27 protein-coding genes are annotated in these 23,508 nt (G+C 65.9%); 17 read left to right on the top strand and 10 right to left on the bottom strand.

Features of this window, described 5'->3' with window-relative positions; all coding sequences use genetic code 11:
- The first annotated feature begins 113 nt into the window (after positions 1 to 113).
- From larA to larC, 4 genes are read left to right on the top strand one after another with little or no spacing between them, the layout of a single operon-like run.
- Positions 114 to 1,421, top strand: coding sequence for a nickel-dependent lactate racemase (larA, locus tag RhoFasB10_RS13615; protein ID WP_167676789.1), 1,308 nt, complete (start codon positions 114 to 116; stop codon positions 1,419 to 1,421).
- Positions 1,418 to 2,239: an ATP-dependent sacrificial sulfur transferase LarE gene (larE, locus tag RhoFasB10_RS13610; RefSeq protein ID WP_346764396.1), complete on the top strand. Its 822-nt coding sequence runs from the start codon at positions 1,418 to 1,420 to the stop codon at positions 2,237 to 2,239. Before larA ends, larE begins: the two co-directional genes overlap by 4 nt.
- Positions 2,236 to 2,910 carry a nickel pincer cofactor biosynthesis protein LarB gene (gene larB / locus RhoFasB10_RS13605; protein ID WP_157105280.1) on the top strand — a complete coding sequence of 225 codons (675 nt, stop codon included), beginning with the start codon at positions 2,236 to 2,238 and terminating at the stop codon, positions 2,908 to 2,910. The genes larE and larB overlap by 4 nt, the downstream gene beginning before the upstream one ends.
- Positions 2,907 to 4,055 (top strand): nickel pincer cofactor biosynthesis protein LarC, encoded by a 1,149-nt coding sequence (gene larC / locus RhoFasB10_RS13600; RefSeq protein WP_167676787.1) that lies wholly within the window; start codon positions 2,907 to 2,909, stop codon positions 4,053 to 4,055. The genes larB and larC overlap by 4 nt, the downstream gene beginning before the upstream one ends.
- On the opposite strand, the gene RhoFasB10_RS26145 is transcribed toward larC, so the two are convergent.
- Positions 4,049 to 4,408 carry a hypothetical protein gene (locus RhoFasB10_RS26145; protein WP_206030909.1) on the bottom strand — a complete coding sequence of 120 codons (360 nt, stop codon included), beginning with the start codon at positions 4,406 to 4,408 and terminating at the stop codon, positions 4,049 to 4,051. The two genes, larC and RhoFasB10_RS26145, sit on opposite strands and share 7 nt — an antisense overlap.
- A gap of 88 nt (positions 4,409 to 4,496) precedes the next feature.
- On the opposite strand from RhoFasB10_RS26145, the gene RhoFasB10_RS26140 reads away from it, so the two are divergent.
- The gene (locus RhoFasB10_RS26140) at positions 4,497 to 4,772 is read left to right on the top strand and encodes a hypothetical protein (RefSeq protein WP_206030908.1); all 276 of its coding nucleotides are present in this window, start codon (positions 4,497 to 4,499) and stop codon (positions 4,770 to 4,772) included.
- Between the two features lie 72 nt (positions 4,773 to 4,844).
- Here the strand turns inward: RhoFasB10_RS26140 and RhoFasB10_RS13590 are convergent, their stop codons facing one another.
- Positions 4,845 to 5,849 (bottom strand): hypothetical protein, encoded by a 1,005-nt coding sequence (locus RhoFasB10_RS13590; RefSeq protein WP_167676783.1) that lies wholly within the window; start codon positions 5,847 to 5,849, stop codon positions 4,845 to 4,847.
- Positions 5,850 to 5,856: 7 nt separating this feature from the next.
- The gene (locus tag RhoFasB10_RS13585) at positions 5,857 to 6,372 is read right to left on the bottom strand and encodes a hypothetical protein (protein ID WP_167676781.1); all 516 of its coding nucleotides are present in this window, start codon (positions 6,370 to 6,372) and stop codon (positions 5,857 to 5,859) included.
- A gap of 286 nt (positions 6,373 to 6,658) precedes the next feature.
- On the opposite strand from RhoFasB10_RS13585, the gene RhoFasB10_RS13580 reads away from it, so the two are divergent.
- The 9 genes from RhoFasB10_RS13580 (at position 6,659) to RhoFasB10_RS13540 (ending at position 18,592) form a co-directional block, all read left to right on the top strand.
- The gene (locus RhoFasB10_RS13580) at positions 6,659 to 7,882 is read left to right on the top strand and encodes an acyl-CoA dehydrogenase family protein (protein ID WP_167676780.1); all 1,224 of its coding nucleotides are present in this window, start codon (positions 6,659 to 6,661) and stop codon (positions 7,880 to 7,882) included.
- A gap of 25 nt (positions 7,883 to 7,907) precedes the next feature.
- Positions 7,908 to 9,020: a dimethylsulfone monooxygenase SfnG gene (sfnG, locus tag RhoFasB10_RS13575; protein ID WP_068423862.1), complete on the top strand. Its 1,113-nt coding sequence runs from the start codon at positions 7,908 to 7,910 to the stop codon at positions 9,018 to 9,020.
- Between the two features lie 82 nt (positions 9,021 to 9,102).
- Positions 9,103 to 10,290, top strand: coding sequence for a DUF5336 domain-containing protein (locus RhoFasB10_RS13570; protein WP_167676778.1), 1,188 nt, complete (start codon positions 9,103 to 9,105; stop codon positions 10,288 to 10,290).
- 139 nt (positions 10,291 to 10,429) lie between these two features.
- Positions 10,430 to 11,962 carry a DUF6350 family protein gene (locus RhoFasB10_RS13565; RefSeq protein WP_240931088.1) on the top strand — a complete coding sequence of 511 codons (1,533 nt, stop codon included), beginning with the start codon at positions 10,430 to 10,432 and terminating at the stop codon, positions 11,960 to 11,962.
- Between the two features lie 115 nt (positions 11,963 to 12,077).
- A complete protein-coding gene (gene purN, locus RhoFasB10_RS13560; protein ID WP_240931091.1) occupies positions 12,078 to 12,698 on the top strand; it encodes a phosphoribosylglycinamide formyltransferase in 621 nt (206 codons plus the stop codon).
- Entirely contained in the window at positions 12,695 to 14,245 is a 1,551-nt protein-coding gene (purH, locus tag RhoFasB10_RS13555) for a bifunctional phosphoribosylaminoimidazolecarboxamide formyltransferase/IMP cyclohydrolase (RefSeq protein ID WP_167676776.1), read from the top strand. Before purN ends, purH begins: the two co-directional genes overlap by 4 nt.
- A 148-nt stretch (positions 14,246 to 14,393) precedes the next feature.
- Positions 14,394 to 15,236 (top strand): hypothetical protein, encoded by an 843-nt coding sequence (locus RhoFasB10_RS13550; RefSeq protein ID WP_167676774.1) that lies wholly within the window; start codon positions 14,394 to 14,396, stop codon positions 15,234 to 15,236.
- A 21-nt stretch (positions 15,237 to 15,257) separates the two neighbouring features.
- Positions 15,258 to 16,643 carry a sigma 54-interacting transcriptional regulator gene (locus RhoFasB10_RS13545; protein WP_167676772.1) on the top strand — a complete coding sequence of 462 codons (1,386 nt, stop codon included), beginning with the start codon at positions 15,258 to 15,260 and terminating at the stop codon, positions 16,641 to 16,643.
- Positions 16,643 to 18,592, top strand: a complete 1,950-nt coding sequence (locus tag RhoFasB10_RS13540) for a VWA domain-containing protein (RefSeq protein ID WP_167676770.1) — start codon at positions 16,643 to 16,645, stop codon at positions 18,590 to 18,592. Before RhoFasB10_RS13545 ends, RhoFasB10_RS13540 begins: the two co-directional genes overlap by 1 nt.
- Before the next feature lie 4 nt (positions 18,593 to 18,596).
- Here the strand turns inward: RhoFasB10_RS13540 and RhoFasB10_RS13535 are convergent, their stop codons facing one another.
- From RhoFasB10_RS13535 to rpmB, 7 genes are all read right to left on the bottom strand, one after another.
- A complete protein-coding gene (locus RhoFasB10_RS13535; RefSeq protein ID WP_167676768.1) occupies positions 18,597 to 19,154 on the bottom strand; it encodes a DUF1707 and DUF2154 domain-containing protein in 558 nt (185 codons plus the stop codon).
- Positions 19,155 to 19,168: 14 nt separating this feature from the next.
- Positions 19,169 to 19,630 (bottom strand): hypothetical protein, encoded by a 462-nt coding sequence (locus RhoFasB10_RS13530; RefSeq protein WP_068423873.1) that lies wholly within the window; start codon positions 19,628 to 19,630, stop codon positions 19,169 to 19,171.
- A gap of 56 nt (positions 19,631 to 19,686) precedes the next feature.
- Entirely contained in the window at positions 19,687 to 20,610 is a 924-nt protein-coding gene (locus RhoFasB10_RS13525) for an AEC family transporter (RefSeq protein ID WP_167676766.1), read from the bottom strand.
- Positions 20,611 to 20,723: 113 nt separating this feature from the next.
- Positions 20,724 to 20,978 (bottom strand): 30S ribosomal protein S18, encoded by a 255-nt coding sequence (rpsR, locus tag RhoFasB10_RS13520; protein ID WP_008719028.1) that lies wholly within the window; start codon positions 20,976 to 20,978, stop codon positions 20,724 to 20,726.
- A 14-nt stretch (positions 20,979 to 20,992) separates the two neighbouring features.
- Entirely contained in the window at positions 20,993 to 21,298 is a 306-nt protein-coding gene (rpsN, locus tag RhoFasB10_RS13515; RefSeq protein WP_068423876.1) for a 30S ribosomal protein S14, read from the bottom strand.
- Positions 21,299 to 21,300: 2 nt separating this feature from the next.
- Positions 21,301 to 21,471, bottom strand: a complete 171-nt coding sequence (gene rpmG / locus RhoFasB10_RS13510) for a 50S ribosomal protein L33 (protein ID WP_174551391.1) — start codon at positions 21,469 to 21,471, stop codon at positions 21,301 to 21,303.
- Positions 21,468 to 21,704 carry a 50S ribosomal protein L28 gene (rpmB, locus tag RhoFasB10_RS13505; protein WP_019664486.1) on the bottom strand — a complete coding sequence of 79 codons (237 nt, stop codon included), beginning with the start codon at positions 21,702 to 21,704 and terminating at the stop codon, positions 21,468 to 21,470. Before rpmB ends, rpmG begins: the two co-directional genes overlap by 4 nt.
- A gap of 77 nt (positions 21,705 to 21,781) precedes the next feature.
- Between rpmB and RhoFasB10_RS13500 the strand changes: the two genes are divergently transcribed.
- The 3 genes from RhoFasB10_RS13500 to rpmF are packed head-to-tail and all read left to right on the top strand — an operon-like array spanning position 21,782 to position 23,493.
- Positions 21,782 to 23,065, top strand: a complete 1,284-nt coding sequence (locus RhoFasB10_RS13500) for a GTP-binding protein (RefSeq protein WP_174551387.1) — start codon at positions 21,782 to 21,784, stop codon at positions 23,063 to 23,065.
- Positions 23,062 to 23,322: a type B 50S ribosomal protein L31 gene (locus tag RhoFasB10_RS13495; RefSeq protein ID WP_068423879.1), complete on the top strand. Its 261-nt coding sequence runs from the start codon at positions 23,062 to 23,064 to the stop codon at positions 23,320 to 23,322. The genes RhoFasB10_RS13500 and RhoFasB10_RS13495 overlap by 4 nt, the downstream gene beginning before the upstream one ends.
- 3 nt (positions 23,323 to 23,325) lie before the next feature.
- Complete coding sequence (rpmF, locus tag RhoFasB10_RS13490; protein WP_167676764.1) at positions 23,326 to 23,493, top strand: 50S ribosomal protein L32; 168 nt, start codon at positions 23,326 to 23,328, stop codon at positions 23,491 to 23,493.
- Positions 23,494 to 23,508: the final 15 nt, after the last annotated feature.

The raw sequence follows: 23,508 nt of genomic DNA, 5'->3' as shown, positions 1-23,508 counted from the left end.
CAGCCATCGAAAGCCCGCGTGGGGCAGTCCGTTCCTCGGGCTGCCCCATTCGGCCGCGGTACGGGTGAGTAGATCCGCCGCGTGCACCACGAACACGAGAACGAGGAGTAGTCATGACCGAACGAGACGGCGAGTCCCGGATTCCGGTGGAACTCGCCTACGGCAGAACCGGTCTGACGATCGAACTGCCCGAGGACCGCACCACCGTCGTCGCGCCCACCTACCAGCCCGCATCCGACGACGTTCCGAGCCTGCTGCGTCAGGCGTTGGCCAAGCCGGTTGCTGGGCCGCCTCTGCGCGAGGTGGTCAAGCCAGGTCAGAAGATCGCAGTGTCGCTGTGCGACCTGACCCGGCCACAACCCCGTGAACTGATGGTGCGTGCGCTGCTCGCCGAGCTGGAGGGCATCTCCACCAAGGACGACTTCACGCTGCTGGTCGCCACCGGAACCCATCGTGGCAACACCGACGAAGAACTGCGGATCATGCTGGGCGACGAGCTCGTCGACACGATGCGCATCGTCAATCACGATGCACGCGACGACGATTCGCTGAAGTGGATGGGCACCTACGGTGACGGGGTGCCGGTCTGGCTGAACCGGATCTGGGCCGAGTCCGACGTCAAGATCACGACGGGCTTCGTCGAGCCGCACTTCTTCGCCGGGTTCAGTGGCGGCCCGAAGCTCGTGGCGCCCGGGCTCGCCGGCCTCGACACGGTCCTGACCCTGCACAACGCGGCCCGCATCGGTAGTGAGAAGGCGACATGGGCTGTCTGCGAGGGCAATCCGGTGCACGACGACGTGCGTGCGATCGCGTCGGGCACGGGCGTCGATTTCGCTCTCGACGTCGTTCTCAACCGCGAGCAGAAGGTCGTCGCAGCATTCGGCGGTGAACTGCTGGCGATGCACGGGACGACACGCGAGGTGGTGCGAGAGCTGTCGATGGTCCCGGTGCCGCAGCTGTACGACGTGGTCGTCACCACCAACTCCGGCTTCCCTCTGGATCAGAGCGTCTACCAGGCAGTGAAGGGAATGACCGCTGCCGCAACGGTAGTCAAGCCCGGTGGTCTCATCATCTGCGCCGCCGAGTGCAGCGACGGTTTCCCCGATCACGGATCGTTCCGTGAGGTCCTCGCCTCCGAGTCCACGCCCGCCGAACTGCTGACCGCCATCTCGGCACGTGAGAAGACGGTGCCGGATCAGTGGCAGGTTCAGGTACTCGCGCGTGTACTCGCCAAGGCGCGCATCGGCATGCACACGACGTTCCTGTCCGACGAGGAACTGCGCACCGCGCATCTTTTCCTCGTCGAGGACATCGCTGCCGCAGTCGACGAAGAGCTGCGACGCGTCGGACCCGAGGCTCGTGTCTGTGTTCTTCCCGAAGGGCCGCAGACCATTCCGTACGTGTCGGCGGTGCAGTCGTGACTGTGTCGGACGCAGCCGAACGCTTGACGGTTCGGCTCGCAGGGGAAGAGAAGCTGTTGGTGGCGTTCTCGGGCGGCGCGGATTCCGCGTTGCTCGCGACGGCCGCGCATCGCGTGCTCGGTGACCGTGCAGTCGCCGTCACCGCGGTGTCGGCGAGTCTGCCGTCCGCCGAACGTGCCGCGGCACGCCGGTTCGCCCGCGAGCATGGCATCGCTCACGTGGAGGTCTGCACGGACGAACTCGACGATCCGGAGTACGTCGCGAACACCGGAAACCGGTGCTTCCACTGCAAGAGTGCGCTGTTCGACGCGTTGACTCCCTTGGCGACGCTGATGGGTGCGCGTATGGCCCTCGGCACCAATCTGGACGATCTCGGCGATCACCGCCCAGGGCAGACCGCTGCGGCACAGCGCGGTGCCATCGCACCGATGGTCGATGCGGAACTCACCAAGGCAGATGTGCGAGCAATCAGCGCCGAGTGGGGTCTGGTCACGGCGGACAAGCCTGCGGCCGCGTGCCTCTCGTCGCGCATCGCATACGGCGACCGAGTGACGGCCGACGTGCTCGGAAAGATCGAGCACGCCGAACAGGCGCTGCACGACCTCGGGTTCCGAGAGCTCCGAGTGCGTACCCACGCCGACGGAACGCTCGCGCGCGTGGAGGTAGCCGAGCGAGACATGGCTGCTGCGTTCGACTCTCGCGACGACATTCTCCGCATCCTCGACCGAGCCGGATTCGTGTTCGGTTCGCTCGATCTCCGCGGCCTTCGAAGCGGGAGCATGAACGCGCTGCTGAGCCTGACGCCGGTCGTGCGATGATGCGCGAGCCGAATTACACCGTCGACCTGGATCGTGAACGCCGGCAGGGTCTGCCGGAGGTCGTGTACGGACCGGGCAAGACCGACGTCGAGATCGCGCGCATCGTCGAGCTGTTGCTGCAGAACAACTCCGGGCCGGTGCTGGTCACCCGGGTCTCCGCGGATACCGCAGCGGTAGTGGGGGACGCGGTTCCCGGTTCCACGTACGACACCGTCGGCCGCGTGCTCGCCTGGCGTAGCGCGGCACCGGGAGCGTTCACGCTCGGTGTCGTCACCGCGGGCACCGCCGACGGTCCGGTCGCGTCGGAAGCAGCGGCGGTGGCGTCGGCGATCGGGTTGTCGGTCACCGAGATTCGCGACGTCGGAGTCGCCGGAATCCATCGGATCATGGCCCGCGTCGACGAAATTCGTGCCCTCGACGCCGTCGTGGTCGTCGCCGGTATGGAAGGTGCGCTGGCCAGTGTCGTCGGAGGGCTCGTCGCGAGTCCGGTGATCGCGGTGCCGACCTCCACCGGATACGGCGCCGCGTTGGACGGTGTCACCGCGCTGCTGGCGATGATGACCTCGTGCGCCGCGGGCGTGACCGTCGTCAACATCGACTCCGGTTTCGGTGCTGCCATGGCTGCGTTCCGGTTGGCGCAGTCCTACACGCGAACGAAGGCCGTCGAATGATTTTGTGGCTCAACCCGATTGCAGGAATTTCGGGGGACATGATGCTGGGCGCGCTGCTGGACCTCGGTGCCCCGATCGACGTCGTTCGCGACGCGATCGAGTCCACGGGCATCACCGGCTGGACGCTCGAGACCGAGTCGGTGGAGAGGCAGGGGGTGCGCGCGACGCACGCGATCGTCACGGTCGACGACCACGTTCCCGCCCGTCACGCGTCGGAGTTGCTGGACATGGCCTCACGGGCTGTGCCGGAACAGGTTTCGCAGTTCGCGGTCCGCGCGATCCGCTCGGTTGCCGAGACCGAGGCGAAGATCCACGACTCCACCGTCGAGAAGGTTCATCTGCACGAGTTGGGTGGCGTCGACACGATCGTCGACACCGTGGGCGTCGCTGCTGCGTTGGCGGCGCTCGACATCACGGCGGTGTATTCCGGCGCCGTCGGTCTCGGCATCGGACAGACGCACGCTGCGCACGGGCTGCTGCCGGTGCCCGCGCCTGCCACGCTCGGCCTGCTCCGGGGCGCACGTGTCGTGGGGGTGGACACGGACACCGAGACGGTCACCCCGACCGGTGCCGCGTTGCTCGCCACCTCGGGAACGCGGTACGGTCCGGTCCCCGCGATGACGATGCACAGCGTCGGATACGGTGCGGGCACGCGGGACACCCCGGGCCGGCCGAACGTCCTGACCGCGGTCCTGGGGACGCCGGTGTCCGACGCGGATCCCGTCGACGCGATGGTCGTGCTCGAGACCAACCTCGACGACGTGACGGGCGAAGTGCTGGCTGTCGTCGTCGAGCGTCTGCTCGCCGCAGGCGCCGCCGATGCCTGGATCTCGCCCGGAACCGGCAAGAAGGGCAGGCCGATGCACACCGTCTCGGCGTTGTGCTCACAACTGGCAGCGGCGACGGTCGAGGAACGGCTGCTCGCGGAGACCGGCACGCTCGGTGTGCGTCGTACGATCGTCGACCGTCGTACGTTGCCTCGTCGGTGGATCGACGTCGAGATCGAAGGCATGACCGTGCGGGTCAAGGTCGGGCCGCACCGCGCGAAGCCCGAGCACGACGATCTGCACCGCGTATCCGACGCAACGGGAATCCCGGTCCGGACCCTCGCGGACCGAGTGATGGCGTCGATACCGGCTCAGTAGATCGAATGGGTAAGAGTCGCGGAGTAGGTGTCGGCGAGTAGGTCGGTGTCCGGGACAAAGATGTCCACAGTGGCAGTCCAGCTGGTCAGGCATGCCACACCGCCCCCTGCCTTGGCGTCGACGGCAGTCGGTCCCAGCGGCTTCTTGTTGACCGCAGGCGACTTCGCCAACAGGAGAGTGCAATTGGTCTCCGGCGCCGAGTAGTACGCAACAGGCTGCACGGTCTTGTTTGTTCGTTCCCCGCGGAACGGCGACAGGCTTACCGTCGACGTCCATGGCCCGAGAACATTGACCACACTGACACCGATGGTGCCGGACCACTGCGATCCGGGCTGGATGGGGCCTTGCCCCACCAATTCGCTGCCCAGCTGGATGTTCAGCAGGCTCGCAGCCGGTGCTGCGGCCGGGCGCGGAGCTCCAGCCCGTGCTGCCGACGTCGTTGTGGCCGGCGTCGTCGAAACAATCGGGGCGGGTGATGTCGTCGATGGCAAGGCGGTCGTGGTCGAAGCAGCCGTCGTGGTCGGAACTGTGGTGCTCGGGAGCGTGGCCTCAGTCGTCGTCGGCAACGATGCTGTTGTGGGAATAACTGTGGTCGCCGGAGTTTCGTCTACTACAGGCTCACAGGGAACAGGTGAAGCAGTTGTCTCGGCGACGGGCGTCGGCACCGGAGTCGTCGTAGGGACGACGTCGATGCAGTCTGCCCCCGCCGCCGGCTGAGCGGCGGCGAGGGGAGACATTGCACCGACAATCGCGACCGTCAGAGCAAGGACCGTGACGAAAGGCCTCACGTCAGTCGGCCTTTCGACGCCGAACTGCAAGGGCGGCCCCGGCTGCAGCAACGACAACGACTGCGGCCACGACGATCCACACCCAGACAGGGACGCCGCCGGACTCGCCGGTGGAAACTGTGGTCGAACCTTGTTCCGGGAACGTGAGATCGACGGTGGTCGACTTGTTCACGAGGCCACTCGCAACGGATACCGCTGCCTGCCACGGTCCCGCTGGAAGTGCGGGGTCCAGTGTGAACAAGACCTGACCCGATTGCCCGGGAGCGATGGACCCGCCCGATCCTTGGATCGGTTCCGTCGCGATCCCTCCTGGACCACCGGACAGTGTGACGGTCCCGCTGGGGTCGAGTGCTCGGCCGCCCTTGTTCGACACGGATGCAACGACTTTCGGTGCCCCGTCATCACCACGTTCGGCAGTGACGCTGTCAATGGACAAGTCTGCCGGTGGTCCGTTGCCCGGGCCGACCGATAGATAGGTTCGGATTCCGACGCGGCTGACGTTCTGGATGCCGGTGGCGTCGGGCGCTCCTGCGGTCTGCGCCCATACGACGGCGTACTGCTCGCCTTCCGGCGCGTCAGCAGGGACAGCGATCGTGACGACGGCCTCCGCCGTCGAGTTCGGCGCGAGAGTGACGTCGGTCGGCTCGACCGACATCCAAGTGGTCAGCTCATTGGCCGTTCGATCCTCGGCGACTTCGAAGCCACTCCCGCCGTCGCCGATGGACGCGGCGGCGGGATACAGAGAGATCGCCTGCTCTTGATCGCTGCTGTTGCTCACCTCGATACGACGAGTGATCGTCGTCCCGGGTGGCAGGTTGTCGATGATGTACGCCAGCGCTCGCGGGTCGTCCTGCAACGACACTGGAGCCTCGAGCAGTCGGATACCGACGCTGCCGACGGGCTCTGGAGTTGAATCTTGTGCGGCTGCCGGAGCCTGGGCGACGATCGCCGAAGCGAACGCCAGAAATGCCAGGACTCCGGCCGCCAATCCCCGATTACGTGACATGAACGGATCAGGCCACCGAATGCGTGATGGTTCCGGTGTACACGCCTGCCACGACGTCGGACGGCAGTGTGACGGTGACGGCGCCGTTCCACGTCGCCGTGTTCGCTCCAATGACTGCGGTTGCGACCTGAACGTTCTTGTTCGTGTCCAAGACGACCGGAAGCAGCGAAGGAGTGACGACGGCGACACCGGTCACGGCCGGCAACGACCCCTGATAAGTGACAGCCGTCGCGGGGATGGTGGCGGGATCGGGCGCAGGTTTGGTGAAAGCCGTGCTGATCGCCGACGCCGTCCAGCCGTTGATGCCGCGACGCTGGTCCGACACGACGACCGGGGTGATGCTTCCGGCCGCCTGGTCGCCATTGACCGTGAGGGTCTGGCTCGCGGGAGCGGTGATGTTGAGAGCGCCACCGGCGACGGTGAACGTCACGACCGTGTCGGCGGCGGTTGCTACGCCTGGAGCGATGACTGCTGCAGCGAGTGCGCCCGAAACGGCGACTGTTGCGAAGAGGGACTTGCGCATGGAGTGTCCTTGGGGAAGACGGGCGGACCCATCGGTATGTGGTTTGCGTCACTAAGATCGGCGCGGCTTGGGCAATGTTACGGATACGAACGAAATTTCTCGAGATAAGTCACGAAAAATGTTTGTCTTGCGAAAACCTGCAGCCGGTCGGTACGTCTGAACACCCTGTCGGAAGCATGAGGTCTGCTTGCGCGCCGCAATCGAGCCGCCACCACATAGACGGAGTCTCAGAATCACCCTGATCCGAACTGTGTTCATCGCTGCGGGCAACGGTTTCACTGGCTGCATGACAACCACCGAGAACCGAGCTCTGCACAAGGACTGGCCGGATGCCCCGACGTCGCCCGAGGGGTGGATCACGCGGGCGGGGGAGGTGGCGCAGTTGCTCGCCGTCGACGCCGTCGCGCGAGACCGAGGCACCGAACCGCCGCACGACGAGGTCCAGTTGCTGAAGGATTCCGGCCTCGTCACCCTTCTCGGGCCCGTCGAACACGGCGGAGCCGGGCAGGACTGGCCGACGGCGTATCAGGTCATCCGGCGGGTCGCAGCCGCCGACGGGTCGATCGGTCAGCTGCTCGGGTACCACCTGCTGTGGTTCTGGGCGGCACGGCTCGTCGGGACCCCCGAACAGATCGACGCCGTCGAAGCCGACGCGACTCGGAACAAGTGGTTCTTCGGCGGCGCGGTCAACCCGCGGGACCGCGATGTCGTCGTCACCGACGAGGGCGACACCATCGTCTTCGACGGCGCCAAGACGTTCTCGACGGGCAGCCGCGTCTCGGACGTGACGGTGCTCGAGGGGGCGTTGTCCGGTAGCGACGCCCACGTCTTCGCGATCGTGCCGTCGAACATCGAGGGTCTGACGTTCCACGACGACTGGGACAACATCGGCCAGCGCCGGACGGAGAGCGGCAGCGTCACCATCGACAAGGTGCGCGTCGACTGGGCGAGCGCAGCAGGCTTCGTGGACAAGCAGTTTCAGCCCCGGGTCTACAACACGCTCAACGTACCGACGATCCAGTTGGTGTTCGTCAACTTCTACCTCGGTATCGCGAGGGGTGCTCTCGAGGAAGCGGCGGCGTACACCAAGGACAAGACGCGTGCGTGGCTGCACAGCACGGTCGACCGCGCCGTCGACGAGCCCTACATCATCGACATCTACGGGGATCTGACGTCCAAACTGTGGGCCGTCGAAGCACTCGCCGACGCAGTTGCGTTGGAAGCGCAGCGCATTCACGACGACGCATGGAACGTGACGGCCGAGGAGCGAGGTGACCACGAGGTCCGCGTCGCCGCCGTGAAAGCGCGTGCGACCGAAGTGTCGCTCGAGATCACGTCGACCGTGTTCGAGGCTCTGGGTGCACGGGCGACGGCAGGCAAGTACGGATTCGATCGCTTCTGGCGCAACGTCCGTACCCACACGTTGCATGACCCGGTCGCGTACAAGCGGCGCGAAGTGGGCCGCTGGGTTCTGACCGGCGAACTGCCCGAACCGACCTGGTATTCGTAACAGGCGCGCCGCACCAAGGAGAGACATGAGCACCGAAAAAATCGCCGACGCAATCAAATTCGCCTATTGGGTCCCGAACGTCAGTGGCGGACTGGTCACCAGCGACATCGAGCAGCGCACCAGCTGGGACTACGAGTACAACAAGAAGCTGGCGCAGACCGCAGAGAACAACGGCTTCGAGTACGCGCTGAGTCAGGTGCGCTACGAGGCGAGTTACGGCGCCGAATACCAGCACGAGTCGACGAGTTTCAGCCTCGCGCTGTTGCTCGCCACGGAACGGCTCAAGGTCATCGCCGCCGTCCATCCGGGACTGTGGCAGCCGGGCGTTCTCGCCAAGCTCGGTGCGACGGCGGACCATCTGTCCGGTGGGCGCTTCGCCGTGAACGTCGTGAGTGGCTGGTTCAAGGACGAATTCACTCACCTCGGCGAGCCCTGGCTCGAACACGACGAGCGGTACCGGCGCAGCGCCGAATTCCTCCAGGTGCTGCGCAAGATCTGGACCGAGGACGACGTCGACTTCCGCGGCGACTTCTACCGGATCCACGACTTCACGTTGAAGCCGAAACCGCTGAACACGCCGGAGCGGCCCAATCCCGAACTGTTCCAGGGCGGCAATTCGACTGCAGCGCAGGAGAACGCGGGACGCTACTCCGACTGGTACTTCAGCAACGGTAAGGATTTCGACGGCGTCACCGAGCAACTCGACAACATTCGACGCGTCGCTCGCGAACATGATCGCGAGGTCAAGTTCGGCCTCAACGGATTCATCATCGCTCGCGACACGGAGAAGGAAGCGAAGGACACTCTGCGGGAAATCGTCGACAAGGCGAACCGCCCCGCGGTCGAAGGCTTCAGAAATGCTGTGCAGCAAGCGGGTTCGTCGACGTCCGACGGCAAGGGGATGTGGTCGGACTCGTCGTTCGACGATCTCGTGCAGTACAACGACGGATTCCGCAGTCAGTTGATCGGGACGCCGGAACAGGTGGCGGAACGCATCGTCGAATATCGCCGACGCGGAGTCGACCTGATTCTGGGCGGTTTCCTGCACTTTCAGGAAGAGATCGAGTACTTCGGAGCGAAAGTTCTGCCGTTGGTACGAGAGTTGGAGAAGGCGTCGACCTTGGTGGATGCGCACTGACTTCTCGACGGCGATACACCGTGTCGGGTCCGTAGACTAGTTTGGTCTACGGACCCGATCTTTCGTTTTCGAGGAGTGTGTCATGACTTATTCACCCGAGGGCCCAGGCTCTGGTGGCGCCGGTTCACCCGGATACGGATCGGGTGGATACGGCGGCTACGGATCGACGCCGGGTTCGACGCCTCAGCAGAACACGCCGGAATCCCAGCACGGCCAGTCCCCGTACGGCCAGCAGTCCCCGTATTCACCGCCTTCCTACGGGCAGTCGCAGCAGCCCGGGCAGGGGCAGTACTCGCAGAACCCGTACGCGCAGGGTCAGTACCCGGGTCAGCCGGGGCAACAGAATCAGACCGGCCAGCCGTCGCAGCCCGGGTCGTACAACCCAGTTCTCGCCGCAGCCAAGGCGTCGCCGCTGCCGCGCATCCTGACCCTCGTGGTCGTTGCGTTCGGCATCGTCAACCTGTTCGCGGGTCTCGCGGGGCAGTACTCGGCGTTCGACATCGCGAACAACTTCTTCCTTCCGGGCAACGGTGATCCGACGTCGATCGCGTTGCTGCTCGCGTCCGGCCTCGTCGCCGCCGTCGGACTGCTGCCGAAGCAGCCGAACACGCTGGGCATCGCGACGGCATTGGCATTCTCCGGGTGGCTCGTCCTGGTGTTCCAGGCCTTCAATGTCGACACCGGCAGTGGCGTCGGCAGCTCCATCGGTCTCGGGGCAGGCGCGATCACCGTGCTGGTGTTCGGCTTCCTGCAGACCGCCGCTGCTCTCGCCGCAACTCTGTTCGCGGCGGACATCCTGAAAGCGCCTGCGGCCAAGCCTGTTTCGTACGGCCAACAGAATCCGTTCCAGGGATACGGTCAGCAGAATCAAGGTCAGAACCCTCAGCCGCAGAATCCGCAGGGCTACGGCTACGGTCAGGCGCCTCAGTCCTACGGCTCGTCGAGCCAGGGTGGCGGGTACACCCCGCCGACCTACAGCGGTCCGTCCGGCACGCAGAACGCCACGGGCGGCCTCGGCTATCCGGTCGGCCAGTCGAAGAGCGAGTCCGGGTCAAGCGGGCTCACCGGACCTGCGGGACAGAATTCCCCGTACAGCCAATACCAGTACGGCCAGCCGCCGGTCGGCGCATCCGGCCAGGGTGCAGCTCAGCATGCGGTTCCGTCGGAGTCGCACACCGAGCGCGAGGAGGAGTCGTCCTCCGAGCAGGCTCCGTACAGTGCCCCGACTCAGGCATTCGGGACCACACCGGACAAGGACGACCAGAAGTAGGCGGGAGTGGAGCCTGCAGGAACGACCAGAAGTAGGCGGGAGTGGAGCCTGCAGAAACGACCAGAGGTGGGCGGCAGAACAGGTAGGTGTCGGCGCGCCTGAGTGACCGTCTCGACGGTTGGTGCAACGCTCTTATGTGATGAGCGCTCTACTGAACGACGAGAAGCGGCGGGCCCCTCGTACGCCCCGCGCGCCCAAGCGGGCACCGCTGCTGACACCGGAAGAATCCCGACTGCTGGTGCGGATCGGCTTCCGAAAGCCCGGGGTACTGATCGCAGCGATCGCCGCGGTGGTCCTGATCACGCTGGTGTCCGCCAACAGCGAGTTGACGGGCACGTTCGGTGCCATTGCGGGCATGTGGTTCGCGGTCCACCAGGTTCCGATGACCATCGGAGGTACTGCGCTCGGGGTGCTGCCCCTGTTGCCGACGCTCGTGCTCATGACGACCGTGGCGCGCGGCGTCGCTGCGGCGGTCGACGAGTCGACGTCGCGCCGGACGCTGTCGATGATCGGCGGTGCCGCCGTTCTGGGGCCGGTGTCGGTCACGGCGGTAGCACTCGCCGTCGCCGCCGACGCGTCGAGAACCATCGGGCTGTCGAGCCCGAATGCGCTGCTCGCGTTCGTCTGGGTCGCAGCCGTCCACGGAATCGCCGCGGGCATCGGCATCGCCATGGGAACGTGGCACCTCGACGTCACCGGCGCGCTTCCCGAGTGGGTTCGAAGCACACTGCGCCCGATGCTGCGCGCGGCGATGGTTCTGGTCGCAGGCGCGGCCGGCATCGTGCTCGCGTCGATGCTGGCGTCGTGGTCGACGACCGAGATGCTGTTGACCGCGGGCAACGGATTCGTCGGTGTCCTCGGCCTGACCGTCCTGTCGATTCTCTATCTTCCGAACGTCGTGCTCGGCGCGCTTGCCGTCGCGGTCGGATCCGAAGCGCAAGTCGGCGACGTCGTCGTCAGCTTCTTCGCCACGACCGGGGGACCGGTTCCGCCGTTGCCGGTGCTGTCCGTCCTGCCCGAGGGACCTGCGCAGAGCATCTGGTTCCTGATGCTGGTGGTGCCGCTGACGGCGGGAATTCTGCTCGGCAGGGATTGTGCGCACCGGACCGTCGACCTGCACTACGCGCTGTCGTCAGTGTGGCTGGGGTCGGCGGTCGTCGGCGTCGCGACGCTTCTGCTCGGGGTCGCGGCGGGCGGCAGTCTCGGAACGTTCGGGACGGTGCAGGTCACCGTCTGGTCGCTCGGTTTGCTGACGTTCGCGTGGCTCGCCGTCGTCGGTTCGGTGTCCGCAGCGATCACCGCCTGGCGTGGCGGCTCGAAGCAGCCGGCCGTCGACGCCGAGCCCGAGCCGGCGCGCACGGACGAGCCGGTGGCCGCCATCGCCGCCCCCGTCGTCCACGAGGAACGCGCGGTCGATGCCGAGGTCGTTGCGGAAGCCGACGCAGTTCCGTCGAAGGACACCGCCTCGTCGAAGGACACCGCCTCGTCGCAGGACGAGGAGAACGTCGTCGAAGCAGAGGTCGTCGAGGCCGAAGTCTTCGAAGAGCGGGCCGCGGAGGAGACTCCCGAGCAGGCTTCGGAGGATTCGGTTGCCGCCGATGCCGAGGTCGTGGAGGCGGAGACGACCGAGGATGTGGACGCGCCGTCGAGCTCGGACGTACCCGAGAAGTGAGCGTCGACGAAACCCGACCTGCCTGAGAACGCTGCATACCGCAGCGACTACGCTCCTGAGTGGCCCCGGTACCGACACGACCGGGCGTCCCCCGACGAAACCCAGGAGAACTGCGCTGACAGCCACACGCGTGCACCCAGCACGAGTCGTCGTCCTCGCCTCGGGGACGGGCTCGCTGTTGAAGGCACTCATCGACGCGGCGCAGGGCGACTACCCGGCACGGATCGTGGCCGTCGGCGTCGACCGTGATTGCGACGCGGCCCGGCACGCGCACACCGCTGGAATCGAGCATGTCCGCGTCGGCCTACGCGACTACGCGGACCGCGCCGAATGGGACGCGGCCCTCGCGGAGACCGTCGCGAAGTACGAGCCGGATCTGGTCGTCACCGCAGGTTTCATGAAGATTCTCGGACCGCGATTTCTCGACGCGTTCGCCGGCCGCATCGTCAACACGCACCCGGCGTTGCTGCCGTCGTTCCCGGGCGCGCACGCGGTACGTGACGCGCTGGAGCACGGCGTCAAACTGACCGGGTCGACGGTCCACCTGGTCGATGCCGGTGTCGATACCGGGCCCATCCTGGCTCAGGAAGCCGTGCCCGTGCAGGAGGGCGACGACGAAGCGTCGCTGCACGAGCGAATCAAGACTGTGGAACGCAGGTTGTTGGTCGAGGTGATCGCGGCCGTCGCTACCCGAGGTGTTGTCTCCGATGGACGAAAGGCTCAGATAAGGCGATGAGTGAACGTAAAGCAGTGCGGCGTGCGCTGGTCAGTGTCTACGACAAGACGGGACTGATCGAGCTCGCCACCGGCTTGCACGAGGCGGGCGTCGCTCTGGTCTCCACCGGATCGACGGCGTCGAAGATCGCCGACGCGGGCATCCCGGTCACCAAGGTCGAGGATCTCACCGGTTTCCCGGAGACGCTCGACGGTCGCGTCAAGACGCTGCACCCGCGCGTGCATGCGGGCGTGCTGGCGGACACGCGTCGTCCGGAGCATCTGCAGCAGCTCGAGGAGCTGGGTGTCGAGGCGTTCGAGCTCGTCGTCGTCAACCTGTACCCGTTCACGGAGACGGTCGCCAGTGGCGCGACGCCCGACGAGTGCGTCGAGCAGATCGACATCGGCGGTCCGTCGATGGTGCGTGCCGCCGCGAAGAACCACCCGTCGGTGGCCGTCGTCGTCGACCCTGCTCGGTACGCCGATGTGCTGGACGCCGTCAAGGGTGGCGGTTTCACGCTGGCCGAGCGCACTTCGCTTGCGGCACAGGCTTTTCAGCACACCGCCTCCTACGACGTCGCCGTGGCCTCGTGGATGAGCAGCACTCTCGTCGAATCCGATTCGCAGTTCCCCGAGTGGCTCGGCGGAACCTGGGAGCGCTCGGCAGTGCTGCGGTACGGCGAGAACCCGCACCAGGCTGCCGCGCTGTACGTTTCACCGTCGAACGACGGCATCGCGCAGGCCGAGCAGTTGCACGGTAAAGAGATGTCGTACAACAACTTCACCGATGCCGACGCCGCATGGCGCGCCGCGTTCGATCACGACGCTCCCGCCGTCGCGATCATCAAGCACGCCAACCCCTGTGGCATCGCCGTCGGCGCGGACATCGCCGAGGCGCACCGCAAGGCGCACGCCTGCGACCCCGTCAGTGCCTACGGCGGCGTCATCGCGGCCAACCGCGAGATCACCGTCGAGATGGCCGAACAGGTCGCCGAGATCTTCACCGAGGTCGTCGTCGCCCCGGCGTACGCCGACGGTGCACTCGGAGTTCTGCAGCGCAAGAAGAACGTTCGCGTTCTGCTGGCCACGCCGCCGTCCGCCGGTGGAGTCGAGCTCAAGCCGATCTCCGGTGGCACCCTGCTGCAGCAGCGGGACGCGATCGACGCCGACGGAGACAACCCCGCGAACTGGACCCTCGCTGCCGGCGAGCCCGCGGACGCCGAGACCCTGAAGGATCTCGAATTCGCTTGGCGCGCAGGACGAGCCGTCAAGTCGAACGCTATTCTGTTGGCGAAGGACGGCGCCTCGGTCGGCGTCGGTATGGGTCAGGTCAACCGCGTCGACGCCGCTCACCTGGCTGTCCAGCGCGCGGGTGATCGGGTGGCAGGCTCGGTTGCGTCGTCGGACGCGTTCTTCCCCTTCCCCGACGGCCTCCAGGTGCTGCTGACCGCAGGCGTCAAGGCCGTCGTTCAGCCCGGCGGATCCGTCCGCGACAACGAGGTCATCGCAGCAGCGCAGGATGCCGGTGTGACGCTGTACCTCACGGGCTCGCGGCACTTCGCGCACTAGGTTTCACGCCGAGTCCGCACTCATGCAGCCGAATACACCATATTCTCCTGCATAAGTGCGGATTCGCCTGTTTGTGGATAACTGATCGCGCTATCCACATTCTTTCTCCGGCGCGTTTTCGAGCCCATTTCGTTGACATCGTCGGCGGGTGCAACTCGACCATCCATTCCGAGGATCCCAGGCTGTCCGCAACGGTCTTCTGACGCGTCACGCGCTCGCCGCCGACTTCCAGCGCGTCTACCGCGATGTGTACGTTCCGAAGGCAGTCGAGATCGACGCGGTCGTCAAAGCCTTTGCAGCACAGGTGTTCGCGGGCGACGACGCAATAATCTGCGGACTGTCGGCGTCTGCAGTGCACGGGGCGAAATGGATCGATGCGCGCGAACCGGCGGAACTGATCTGGCCCCGGCGAAAGCGGCAGCTCGACGGGATTCTCGTTCGCTACGATTCGCTCGCGGATGCCGACGTCACGTCACTCGGCGACATGACGCTGACCACCGTTCCTCGCACGATGTTCGATCTTGCACGTCGGTTGCCCCGACTCCGCGCTCTCCAGTCGGTCGACGCGTTGGCGAATGCGAGTGGTGTCTCGGTCGGCGAAGCACAAGAGCTGGTCCGGACGAATCCGGGAGTACGGGGCGTCACCCGCGCGGCGGAGGTGCTGAGCCTGGCCGACGGGGGTGCGGAGTCTCCCCAGGAGACCCGGGTCCGACTGTTGCTTCTCGATGCAGGACTCCCGCGGCCGGAAACCCGGGTCCGCATTCGTGACGAGTTCGGCCACGTGTTCGCGTGCTGCGACCTGGGGTGGAGTCGGTGGAAGGTCGCGGTGGTGTACGACGGTTCACCCCACCGGACGCGGGAGCAGATCGACCGAATCGACGAGGTCGACTGGGCCGTCGTGCGCGTCGACTCCGAGCAGCTGAAGTTGCGGCCGTTCGCCGTTGTCGAGCGGGTCCGGGCGACGCTGCGCGCAGCAGGGGCACCGGTATGACGACCGGCGTACTTTGAAGAAGTGACCTCTACCAAACCTGGCATCACTACCGTCGGCGAGTTGCGCGCGTCCGGACACGTGCAGCGTTCGGTCAAGGAAGAACTCCGGGACAATCTGCTCGAGGCGCTTCGGGAGGGCAAGAACGCGTGGCCGGGAATCCTCGGATTCGACAGGACGGTCCTGCCCCAGCTCGAGCGGGCCATTCTTGCTGGTCACGACGTCGTGCTGCTCGGTGAACGCGGGCAGGGCAAGACGAGGCTGCTCAGAACACTCAACCTTCTGCTCGACGAGTGGGCACCCGTCATCGCGGGCTCGGAACTCGGTGAGCATCCCTACGATCCCATCACCCCGGCCAGCATCCGCCGGGCGCGAGAGCTGGGCGACGACCTCGACGTCGAGTGGCGTCACCGCAGCGAGCGCTATGCCGAGAAATTGGCGACGCCCGACACGTCGGTGGCCGACCTGGTCGGCGACGTCGACCCGGTGAAGGTGGCGGAAGGTCGCAGCCTGGGTGATCCCGAGACCATCCACTTCGGCCTCGTGCCGCGCAGCCACCGTGGCATCGTGGCGATCAACGAGCTGCCCGACCTGGCCGAACGCATTCAGGTGTCGTTGCTCAACGTCATGGAGGAGCGCGACATCCAGGTCCGCGGCTACACGCTGCGACTTCCGCTCGACGTGGTTCTCGTCGCCAGCGCCAATCCCGAGGACTACACCAACCGCGGACGCATCATCACCCCACTGAAGGACCGATTCGGCGCCGAGATCCGTACCCACTACCCACACTCGCTGAACGACGAGGTCTCCGTCATCGAGCAGGAGGCGAACCTCCCGGCGACCGTGCCGTCGTACCTGCTCGAGGTGCTGGCCCGGTTCACCCGATTGCTGCGCGAGTCGCCGTCGGTCGATCAGCGGTCCGGTGTGTCGGCGCGCTTCGCGATCGCGGCCGCCGAGACCATCGCCGCCGCTGCCGTGCATCGCTCCGCAGTCCTCGGCGAAGCCGAGGCCGTCGCGCGACCTGTCGACCTCGGCACCGTCATCGAGGTGTTGCGCGGCAAGGTCGAATTCGAATCCGGCGAAGAAGGCCGCGAGGTCGAGGTGCTCGAGCATCTGCTGCGACGCGCGACCGCGGATACCGTCCGCGACCGGCTCGGCGGAATCAATCTGGCGCCGTTGGTCACCGCGATCGAGGACGGTGAGCCAGTCGTCACCGGTGATCGCATCGCGGCCAAGACGTTGATCGCCGAACTGCCCGACCTCGAGGTGCTGCAGGAGATCGACGAGCGCCTCCACGCGAAATCCGACGGCGAACGGGCGTCGGCCACCGAATTGGCGTTGGAGGGGCTGTATTTGGCGCGCCGAATCGCTAAAGATCCCGACGACGACGGACAGACGGTGTACAGCTGATGCCCGCCAGCAGATACGGGAGATACCACGGGGGCCCTGATCCGCTGGCCCCACCGGTGGATCTACGCGAGGCGCTCGACGCGATCGGTAACGACGTGCTCGAGGGGTCGTCGCCGCGTCGGGCAATGCAGGAGATGCTCCGACGCGGTACTCAGAACATGCGCGGACTCGACGATCTCGCGGCAGATGCGCACCGTCGTCGACGAGATCTGTTGCGCAAGAACAATCTCGACGGAACCTTGCAGGAAGTCCGTGAGTTGCTCGACAAGGCGGTACTCGAAGAACGCAAGGCCCTCGCGCGGGCACTCGACGACGACGCACGGTTCCAGGAGATGCAGATCGGCGATCTGTCGCCGTCGACAGCGCAAGCGGTGCAGGAGCTTTCGGACTACGAGTGGCGGTCGTCGGAGGCTCGCGAGAACTACGAGAAGATCAAGGACCTGCTCGGACGCGAGATGCTGGACCAGCGCTTCGCGGGAATGAAGAAGGCGCTCGAAGGGGCGACGGACGAGGACCGTCAAGCCATCAGCGACATGCTGAAGGACTTGAATTCGCTTCTCGACGCGCACAATCGGGGCGAGGACACCGACCGGCAGTTCGACGAATTCATGCGCAAACACGGTCAGCATTTCCCGGAGAATCCGAAAAACATCGACGATCTTCTCGACGCGTTGGCCCAGCGTGCGGCAGCAGCTCAGCGGCTGCGGAATTCTCTGAGCCCCGAGCAGCGGGCCGAGCTGGATGCGTTGGCGCAGCAGGCCTTCGGAGACGCCGACCTGCTGAGCCAGCTCGACCAATTGGATCAGAACCTGCAGCAGGCACGTCCCGGTGAGGACTGGGACGGTTCGCAGAACTTCCGCGGCGAGAACGGCATGGGACTCGGTGACGGCACCGGCGCACTGCAGGACATCGCGGAGCTCGAGAACCTCGGGAATCAGCTGTCGCAGCAGTACAACGGGGCCGCGCTCGACGACATCGACGCGGAGTCGCTGCTACGTCAGCTGGGGCCGGGGGCCGCGGCCGATGCGAAGATGCTGTCCGATCTCGAAAAGGCTCTGCAGCAGCAGGGTTTCATGGACAAGGGCAGCGACGGTCAGTGGCGACTGTCCCCGAAGGCGATGCGTCAGCTCGGCCAGTCCGCACTGCGGGACGTCGCCGGCAAGATTTCCCGACGCGGCGGCGAGCGAGACACACGCAAGGCCGGCGCGATGGGAGAGCCGACGGGGGCGTCGCGGACGTGGGAGTTCGGGGACACCGAACCGTGGGACGTGACGCGGACGGTGGGCAACGCGGTGCTCAGGACGGCCGCGGAGGGTTCGACGTTCCCAGTTCGGTTGCAGGTCACCGACGTCGAGATCAGCGAAACCGAGACGCGCACGCAGGCAGCCGTGGCGTTGCTCGTCGACACGTCGTTCTCGATGGTCATGGACGGACGTTGGGTGCCGATGAAGCGCACCGCGCTGGCATTGAATCACCTTGTCGGTACCCGCTTTCGGGGTGACGATCTCCAGCTGATCGGATTCGGCAGGCACGCGCAGAAGCTGACGGCGTCGGAGTTGGCCGGTCTCGACGGCGCCTACGACCAGGGCACGAATCTGCATCACGCCCTGCTGCTCGCGGGTAGGCATCTGCGTCGCCACCCGAATGCGCAACCCGTCGTGCTGATCGTGACCGACGGGGAGCCGACGGCCCACCTCGAGCCGGACGGTCACGCGTTCTTCGACTATCCGCCGCATCCACGGACGCTTGGGCTGACGGTGCGGGAGCTCGATACCATCGCGAAACTCGGTGCGCAGGTGACGATTTTCCGGCTCGGCGACGATCCGGGACTCGCGCGAGTGGTCGACCGAATGGCCGAGCGCGTGGGCGGACGCGTCATCGCACCGGATCTCGACGGGCTCGGCGCCGCCGTGGTCAGCGACTACCTGAAGCGGCGGAGGAAGTCGTGACGCGTCAGTCCTCGACCTTGATCTCGACGCCACCCCAGAACGCGAATCCGGTGACGACGACGAGCGGCGCACCGGGCTGACCGACCTGGCTGAGGTGGTCGAAGCCGCCCATGATCCCAGCCCCGCGGACCTCGACGCGGATGGTCGACGGCACGGTGATCTCGATACCGCCCATGATGGCGATGCAGTTGATGGTCACCTCGGGGGCGCTGAACCGCGCTCGGCGCAGGTCGATTTCACCGCCGCCCCAGAATGCGACGGCGTCGACGCGCCTCGCCACGGTCCATTCGCCCTTGCGGGTGAAGCCGCTCATGATGGCGATGGCGCGGTCGTTCTCGGGGCCGTCCGCCGGGCTCGGCGTCGTCAACGCGAGGTCGCCCGTCAGGACGTCCAGCTCGCCGTACGTCTTGGCCTTGTACGCGGCCGCGGTGCGCGCGTCGTACTCGGACAGGGAGAGTTGACCGTCGGCCAAGGCGTCGCTCAGAAGTTTGGCGACCAGAGCTCGGTCGGCGTCGGCCGCACGAACAGTGGCTCGGTGGTTGTCCGGGAGCTCATCGGTCACGACGAGCAGTTTACTCAGGCTGCGTTGACCACCGCTCGGTCACCGAGTGGCGATTGCAGCGTCATCTGCATGGTTCCGTAGACGGCGACCATGATGCACGACTTGTCTGCTGCCTCCGGAAGGGTGCCGGTCCGCAAAGCGATGACCACGTGCGAGTCGGTCTCGGTGACCTGGGCTTCGGCGCCGTAGCACTCGGGAGTGCCCGTGACGAAATGGATGGCGATGGTGTTGGGGGAGACCTGACTCCACGATTCGAACGGCGTGGCCGTCGCGCGCACCAGACCGGGCGTCGAATCGAACATCGTGCCCACCTCCCCGACGGGGACCTCGATCGGAACCGGTGGTGCACTGGGGCTGTGCATGAGTCCTGCGGGTGCATTCGTCGGCCCGTCGGCGTCCGCGTCGTCGGAGACCGCCTGGCTGCTACAGCCGCCGAGCAGGACGCACAGCATCAGTCCTGCAGCCACTTTCCTCATGCCACCAAGGTAGCGCCGAGAGCTGAGTACAACCTTTGAGCATGCACAAAGTCTGCTCAGGCCAGCAGCGCCGTCACGAGCGCGATGACCGGGATGGAGACGAGCGTCGTGACGAAGGCAGTATCCCTGGCCAGTACGACACCGCGGTTGTAGCGGTGAGCGAAGACGAACACGTTCTGCGCGGTGGGAAGTGCAGAGATGACGGTGATCGCGAACAGCTCGTGGCCTTCGAGGCCCATGGCAAGAGCCATCAGGAACCCGAGCAGCGGCTGCAGAATCATCTTGAGCGACGACGCGATCATGACGTCGCGCCTAGGGCTGCTGCCCTTCTCCAGTACTCGCGTTCCGTACAGCGACAGTCCGAACGCCAGGAGCGCTCCGGGCACCGCGGCACCGCCGACGAGATCGAACGGCTGCATCAGCGCTTCCGGCAGCTCGATTCCGAAGACGGACAGCAGCAGGCCGGCAGCGCCCGCGAGGACGATGGGGTTCTTGAACGGCGTGACCACGATGTTCCGGATCGACGCCTTCTTGCCCATCGTCGACAGATCCAGAATCGTCAACGCGAGCGGCGAATACACCATGATCTGGAACAGCAGCAGCGGCGCGACGAAATTCGCGTCGCCGAGCACGAAGACCGCGATCGGAATTCCGAGGTTCGCGGCATTGACGTACGACGACGCAAGCCCGCCGATCGTCGCCTCGGGCACGTCACGTTTCAACACGAACTTGGCGACGACGAAGTAGATCGCGCCGACGGCGAGAGCTGTCACGCCCGCGACGACGAGAATCGGCGACAGGATGACCGACAGGTCCGACGTGGCGAGCGTGACGAACAGCAGCGACGGAGTGGCGACGTAGAAGACGAGCCGGCTGAGCACGAACTGACCGTGTGGGCCGAGAACCCCGAGACGCGCGAGCAGGTAGCCGAGCGCGATGACGATGAAGATGACCGTGAAACCCTCGAGTACTCCGGACATGAGGGCTACGGATCTCGTTTCTTCGCTTCGTCTACAGTGCGAGCCAACTCTAGTGCTTACACAGAAAGGCCACGCACCCGAGGAGGGTGCGTGGCCTTTCCGGTGTGAACGATCTAGCGGCTGGTGAAGGGCAGCAGTGCCATCTCACGAGCATTCTTGACCGCGACGGCAACCTGACGCTGCTGCTGCGGGGTCAGGCCGGTGACGCGGCGGCTGCGGATCTTGCCGCGGTCGGAGATGAACTGACGAAGGAGGTTGATGTCCTTGTAGTCCACCGTGGTGACCTTGGCGGCGTTCAGCGGGTTCTTCTTGGGTCGACGGCCTGCCTCGGCGCGGACCTTCTTCGACGGTGCTCTCTTGACTGCCATCTCTACCTTTTCCCTTACCAGCTCGACTTGTGGACGCCTGGCAGCTCCCCCCGGTGAGCCATCTCGCGCACCTTCACGCGTGACAGTCCGAATTTCCGGAGGTGACCGCGCGGACGTCCATCCGCAGCGTCACGATTGCGCAATCGTACCGGACTCGCGTCGCGTGGTAGACGCTGCAGTGCCGCCTGGGCCTCCGCGCGCTCGGAATCGGGTGTCGACGGCTTCCTGATCAGCTCCTTGAGCTCGGCGCGTCGGGCCGCGTAGCGGGCGACGACGAGCTTGCGCTGCTCGTTCTTCTCGATTTTCGACTTCTTCGCCATCGCTATCGCTCTTCCCTGAAGTCGACGTGCTTGCGGACGACCGGGTCGTACTTCTTCAGCACGACGCGGTCGGGATCGTTGCGACGGTTCTTCCTGGTCACGTACGTGTATCCGGTCCCGGCCGTCGACTTGAGCTTGATGATCGGGCGGACGTCTGTGCTCTTGCCCATCAGAGTTTCTCCCCTCGTGCGACCAGCTTGGCGACGACCGCGTCGATGCCGTCACGGTCGATCGTCTTGATGCCTTTCGCCGACAACGTCAGCGTGACGCGTCGGCCCAGGCTCGGAACGAAGTACGTCTTCTTCTGGATGTTCGGGTCCCAGCGGCGGCTGGTCCTGACGTGGGAGTGCGAGACGGACTTACCGAATCCCGGCTTTCTCCCCGTCACCTGGCAGTGCGCGGACATGCGCGCTCCTCTCTTGCCGTTTATGACAATCGTTTTCGACAAAGCGTTGATTCGAATGTAGCGTGCAGCGAGAAGAAATGACAATCGTTGTCGAAAGAAGGGGTCTGCTCGTGGACGGTCGCACGCCACTCGTGCTCGTGTCCGGTTGGACGGGAGCCATGGAGGATGTGACGACGGCACTACTCGCGCCAGGAACCGTCGCCGTCCGTCACGACCTCGGCCGGGTCTACGAGGGCGTCGTCCGTCGCACTCTCTACGCGGCAGGGGAGGCTCCGCGTGAGACGATTCTCGAACTGGCACACGGCTGCGTGTCGTGCACGTTGCGCGAGGACCTGCTGCCGCTGCTGCGCGCCTTGTCCGCCCGCAGCTCGGTGCAGCGCATCGTGCTGGCGATGGATCCGGCGCTCGAACCGGAGGCGCTGTGCTGGGCGATCGAGAACGTCGTCGTCGCAGGCGTCGTCGGACAGATCGACGGACCTGCCGCGCGGGACGTGCGTATCTCCGCGGTCGTCGACTGTCTGGATGCCGCGACGTGGCTCGCCGACGCGACCGGTGACGACGCGCTGGCCGACCGGGGCATCGTCGCGAGCGGGGACGACGACCGTACCGTCGCGCAGGTGGTCGTCGGACAGGTCGATTACGCCGACGCGCTGGTCGTCTCGGCAGGCCCGGAGGTCGACGGCTGGGAACGCGCGAAACTGGCGGCCGTCCTCGCGCGTCTCGCACCCGGCGCACCGGTCGCGTGGGTCGGGCCGGGGGACACGCTCGACGTCGAAGCGCTCCTCACAGCGGTGCCGTTCGACGCGCGACGCGGAGAGATCACCGACGCCCATTCGCCGCTGCTACGCGGACAGCCGCCGCTGACGGCCGACTGCGGAGTCACGCTCGTCGAATTCGCTGCGACGCGCCCGTTCCATCCCGAACGTCTGCACGAGGCGATCGACGTTCTGCTCGACGGCGTCGTCACCGCCCGCGGGCGAGCCTGGGTCGCAACGCAACCCGACGAAGCGCTGTGGATCGAATCCGCGGGCGGGGGTCTGCGCGTCGCGAGTGCCGGAAAGTGGCTCGCCGCAATGACTCCCGAGGAACAGGAACAGGTCGGCACGATGCGTCGTGCGATGGCGGCGCTGCGGTGGGACGACGAGAACGGCGATCGCGACACCTCGCTCGTCGTGCTGGTGCATGCCGCCGACCCGTCGGAGATCGATCGAACTCTGCAGTGGGCTCTGGTGTCCGACGACGAGATGACCTCGCCCGACGAGTGGTCGTCCTGGACCGATCCGTTCGGGCAATTCCACGAGGACCCATGCGAGACAACAGAATCTCCGTACTCGGAGCAATCGAGAGAGGCGAAGGAATGAAGCAGGGAATTCACCCCGACTACCACCCGGTGGTCTTTCAGGACGCGGGCACGGGAAGTAAATTCCTGACCCGGTCCACCATCACGTCCACCCGCGAGATCGAATGGGAAGACGGCAACACCTACCCGCTCGTGATCGTCGACGTCACCAGCGAATCGCACCCCTTCTGGACCGGCGCCGCGCGCATCATGGACACCCAGGGTCGCGTCGAGAAGTTCGAGAAGCGCTACGGGCGCCGCACCCGAAAGGAAGCCTGAGCCATGGCCGTTCCGAAGAGAAAGATGTCCCGCTCCAACACGAGGAGCCGTCGGGCGCAGTGGAAAGCCGTCGCACCGGATCTCGTCACCGTCCGGGTAGGTGGGCAGGAGTTCAGGGTTCCTCGTCGATTGGTGAAGGCCGTGCAGACGGGTGTGTACGACCCCAGCTAGCGCGTGTGCCCTCCC

It is taken from the genome of Rhodococcus sp. B10, assembly GCF_011770055.1.
GTDB lineage: Bacteria > Actinomycetota > Actinomycetes > Mycobacteriales > Mycobacteriaceae > Rhodococcoides > Rhodococcoides kyotonensis_B.
This window is presented reverse-complemented; position numbering and strand designations above follow the sequence as displayed.

Bases quoted from the DNA above. Each gene is read 5' to 3' on its own strand.
- larA (WP_167676789.1), top strand. From the start codon at position 114: ATGACCGAACGAGACGGCGAGTCCCGGATTCCGGTGGAACTCGCCTAC.
- larB (WP_157105280.1), top strand. From the start codon at position 2,236: ATGATGCGCGAGCCGAATTACACCGTCGACCTGGATCGTGAACGCCGG.
- larC (WP_167676787.1), top strand. From the start codon at position 2,907: ATGATTTTGTGGCTCAACCCGATTGCAGGAATTTCGGGGGACATGATG.
- RhoFasB10_RS13590 (WP_167676783.1), bottom strand. From the start codon at position 5,849: ATGTCACGTAATCGGGGATTGGCGGCCGGAGTCCTGGCATTTCTGGCG.
- RhoFasB10_RS13585 (WP_167676781.1), bottom strand. From the start codon at position 6,372: ATGCGCAAGTCCCTCTTCGCAACAGTCGCCGTTTCGGGCGCACTCGCT.
- RhoFasB10_RS13580 (WP_167676780.1), top strand. From the start codon at position 6,659: ATGACAACCACCGAGAACCGAGCTCTGCACAAGGACTGGCCGGATGCC.
- sfnG (WP_068423862.1), top strand. From the start codon at position 7,908: ATGAGCACCGAAAAAATCGCCGACGCAATCAAATTCGCCTATTGGGTC.
- RhoFasB10_RS13570 (WP_167676778.1), top strand. From the start codon at position 9,103: ATGACTTATTCACCCGAGGGCCCAGGCTCTGGTGGCGCCGGTTCACCC.
- RhoFasB10_RS13565 (WP_240931088.1), top strand. From the start codon at position 10,430: ATGAGCGCTCTACTGAACGACGAGAAGCGGCGGGCCCCTCGTACGCCC.
- purH (WP_167676776.1), top strand. From the start codon at position 12,695: ATGAGTGAACGTAAAGCAGTGCGGCGTGCGCTGGTCAGTGTCTACGAC.
- RhoFasB10_RS13540 (WP_167676770.1), top strand. From the start codon at position 16,643: ATGCCCGCCAGCAGATACGGGAGATACCACGGGGGCCCTGATCCGCTG.
- RhoFasB10_RS13530 (WP_068423873.1), bottom strand. From the start codon at position 19,630: ATGAGGAAAGTGGCTGCAGGACTGATGCTGTGCGTCCTGCTCGGCGGC.
- RhoFasB10_RS13525 (WP_167676766.1), bottom strand. From the start codon at position 20,610: ATGTCCGGAGTACTCGAGGGTTTCACGGTCATCTTCATCGTCATCGCG.
- rpsR (WP_008719028.1), bottom strand. From the start codon at position 20,978: ATGGCAGTCAAGAGAGCACCGTCGAAGAAGGTCCGCGCCGAGGCAGGC.
- rpsN (WP_068423876.1), bottom strand. From the start codon at position 21,298: ATGGCGAAGAAGTCGAAAATCGAGAAGAACGAGCAGCGCAAGCTCGTC.
- rpmB (WP_019664486.1), bottom strand. From the start codon at position 21,704: ATGTCCGCGCACTGCCAGGTGACGGGGAGAAAGCCGGGATTCGGTAAG.
- RhoFasB10_RS13500 (WP_174551387.1), top strand. From the start codon at position 21,782: ATGACAATCGTTGTCGAAAGAAGGGGTCTGCTCGTGGACGGTCGCACG.
- RhoFasB10_RS13495 (WP_068423879.1), top strand. From the start codon at position 23,062: ATGAAGCAGGGAATTCACCCCGACTACCACCCGGTGGTCTTTCAGGAC.
- rpmF (WP_167676764.1), top strand. From the start codon at position 23,326: ATGGCCGTTCCGAAGAGAAAGATGTCCCGCTCCAACACGAGGAGCCGT.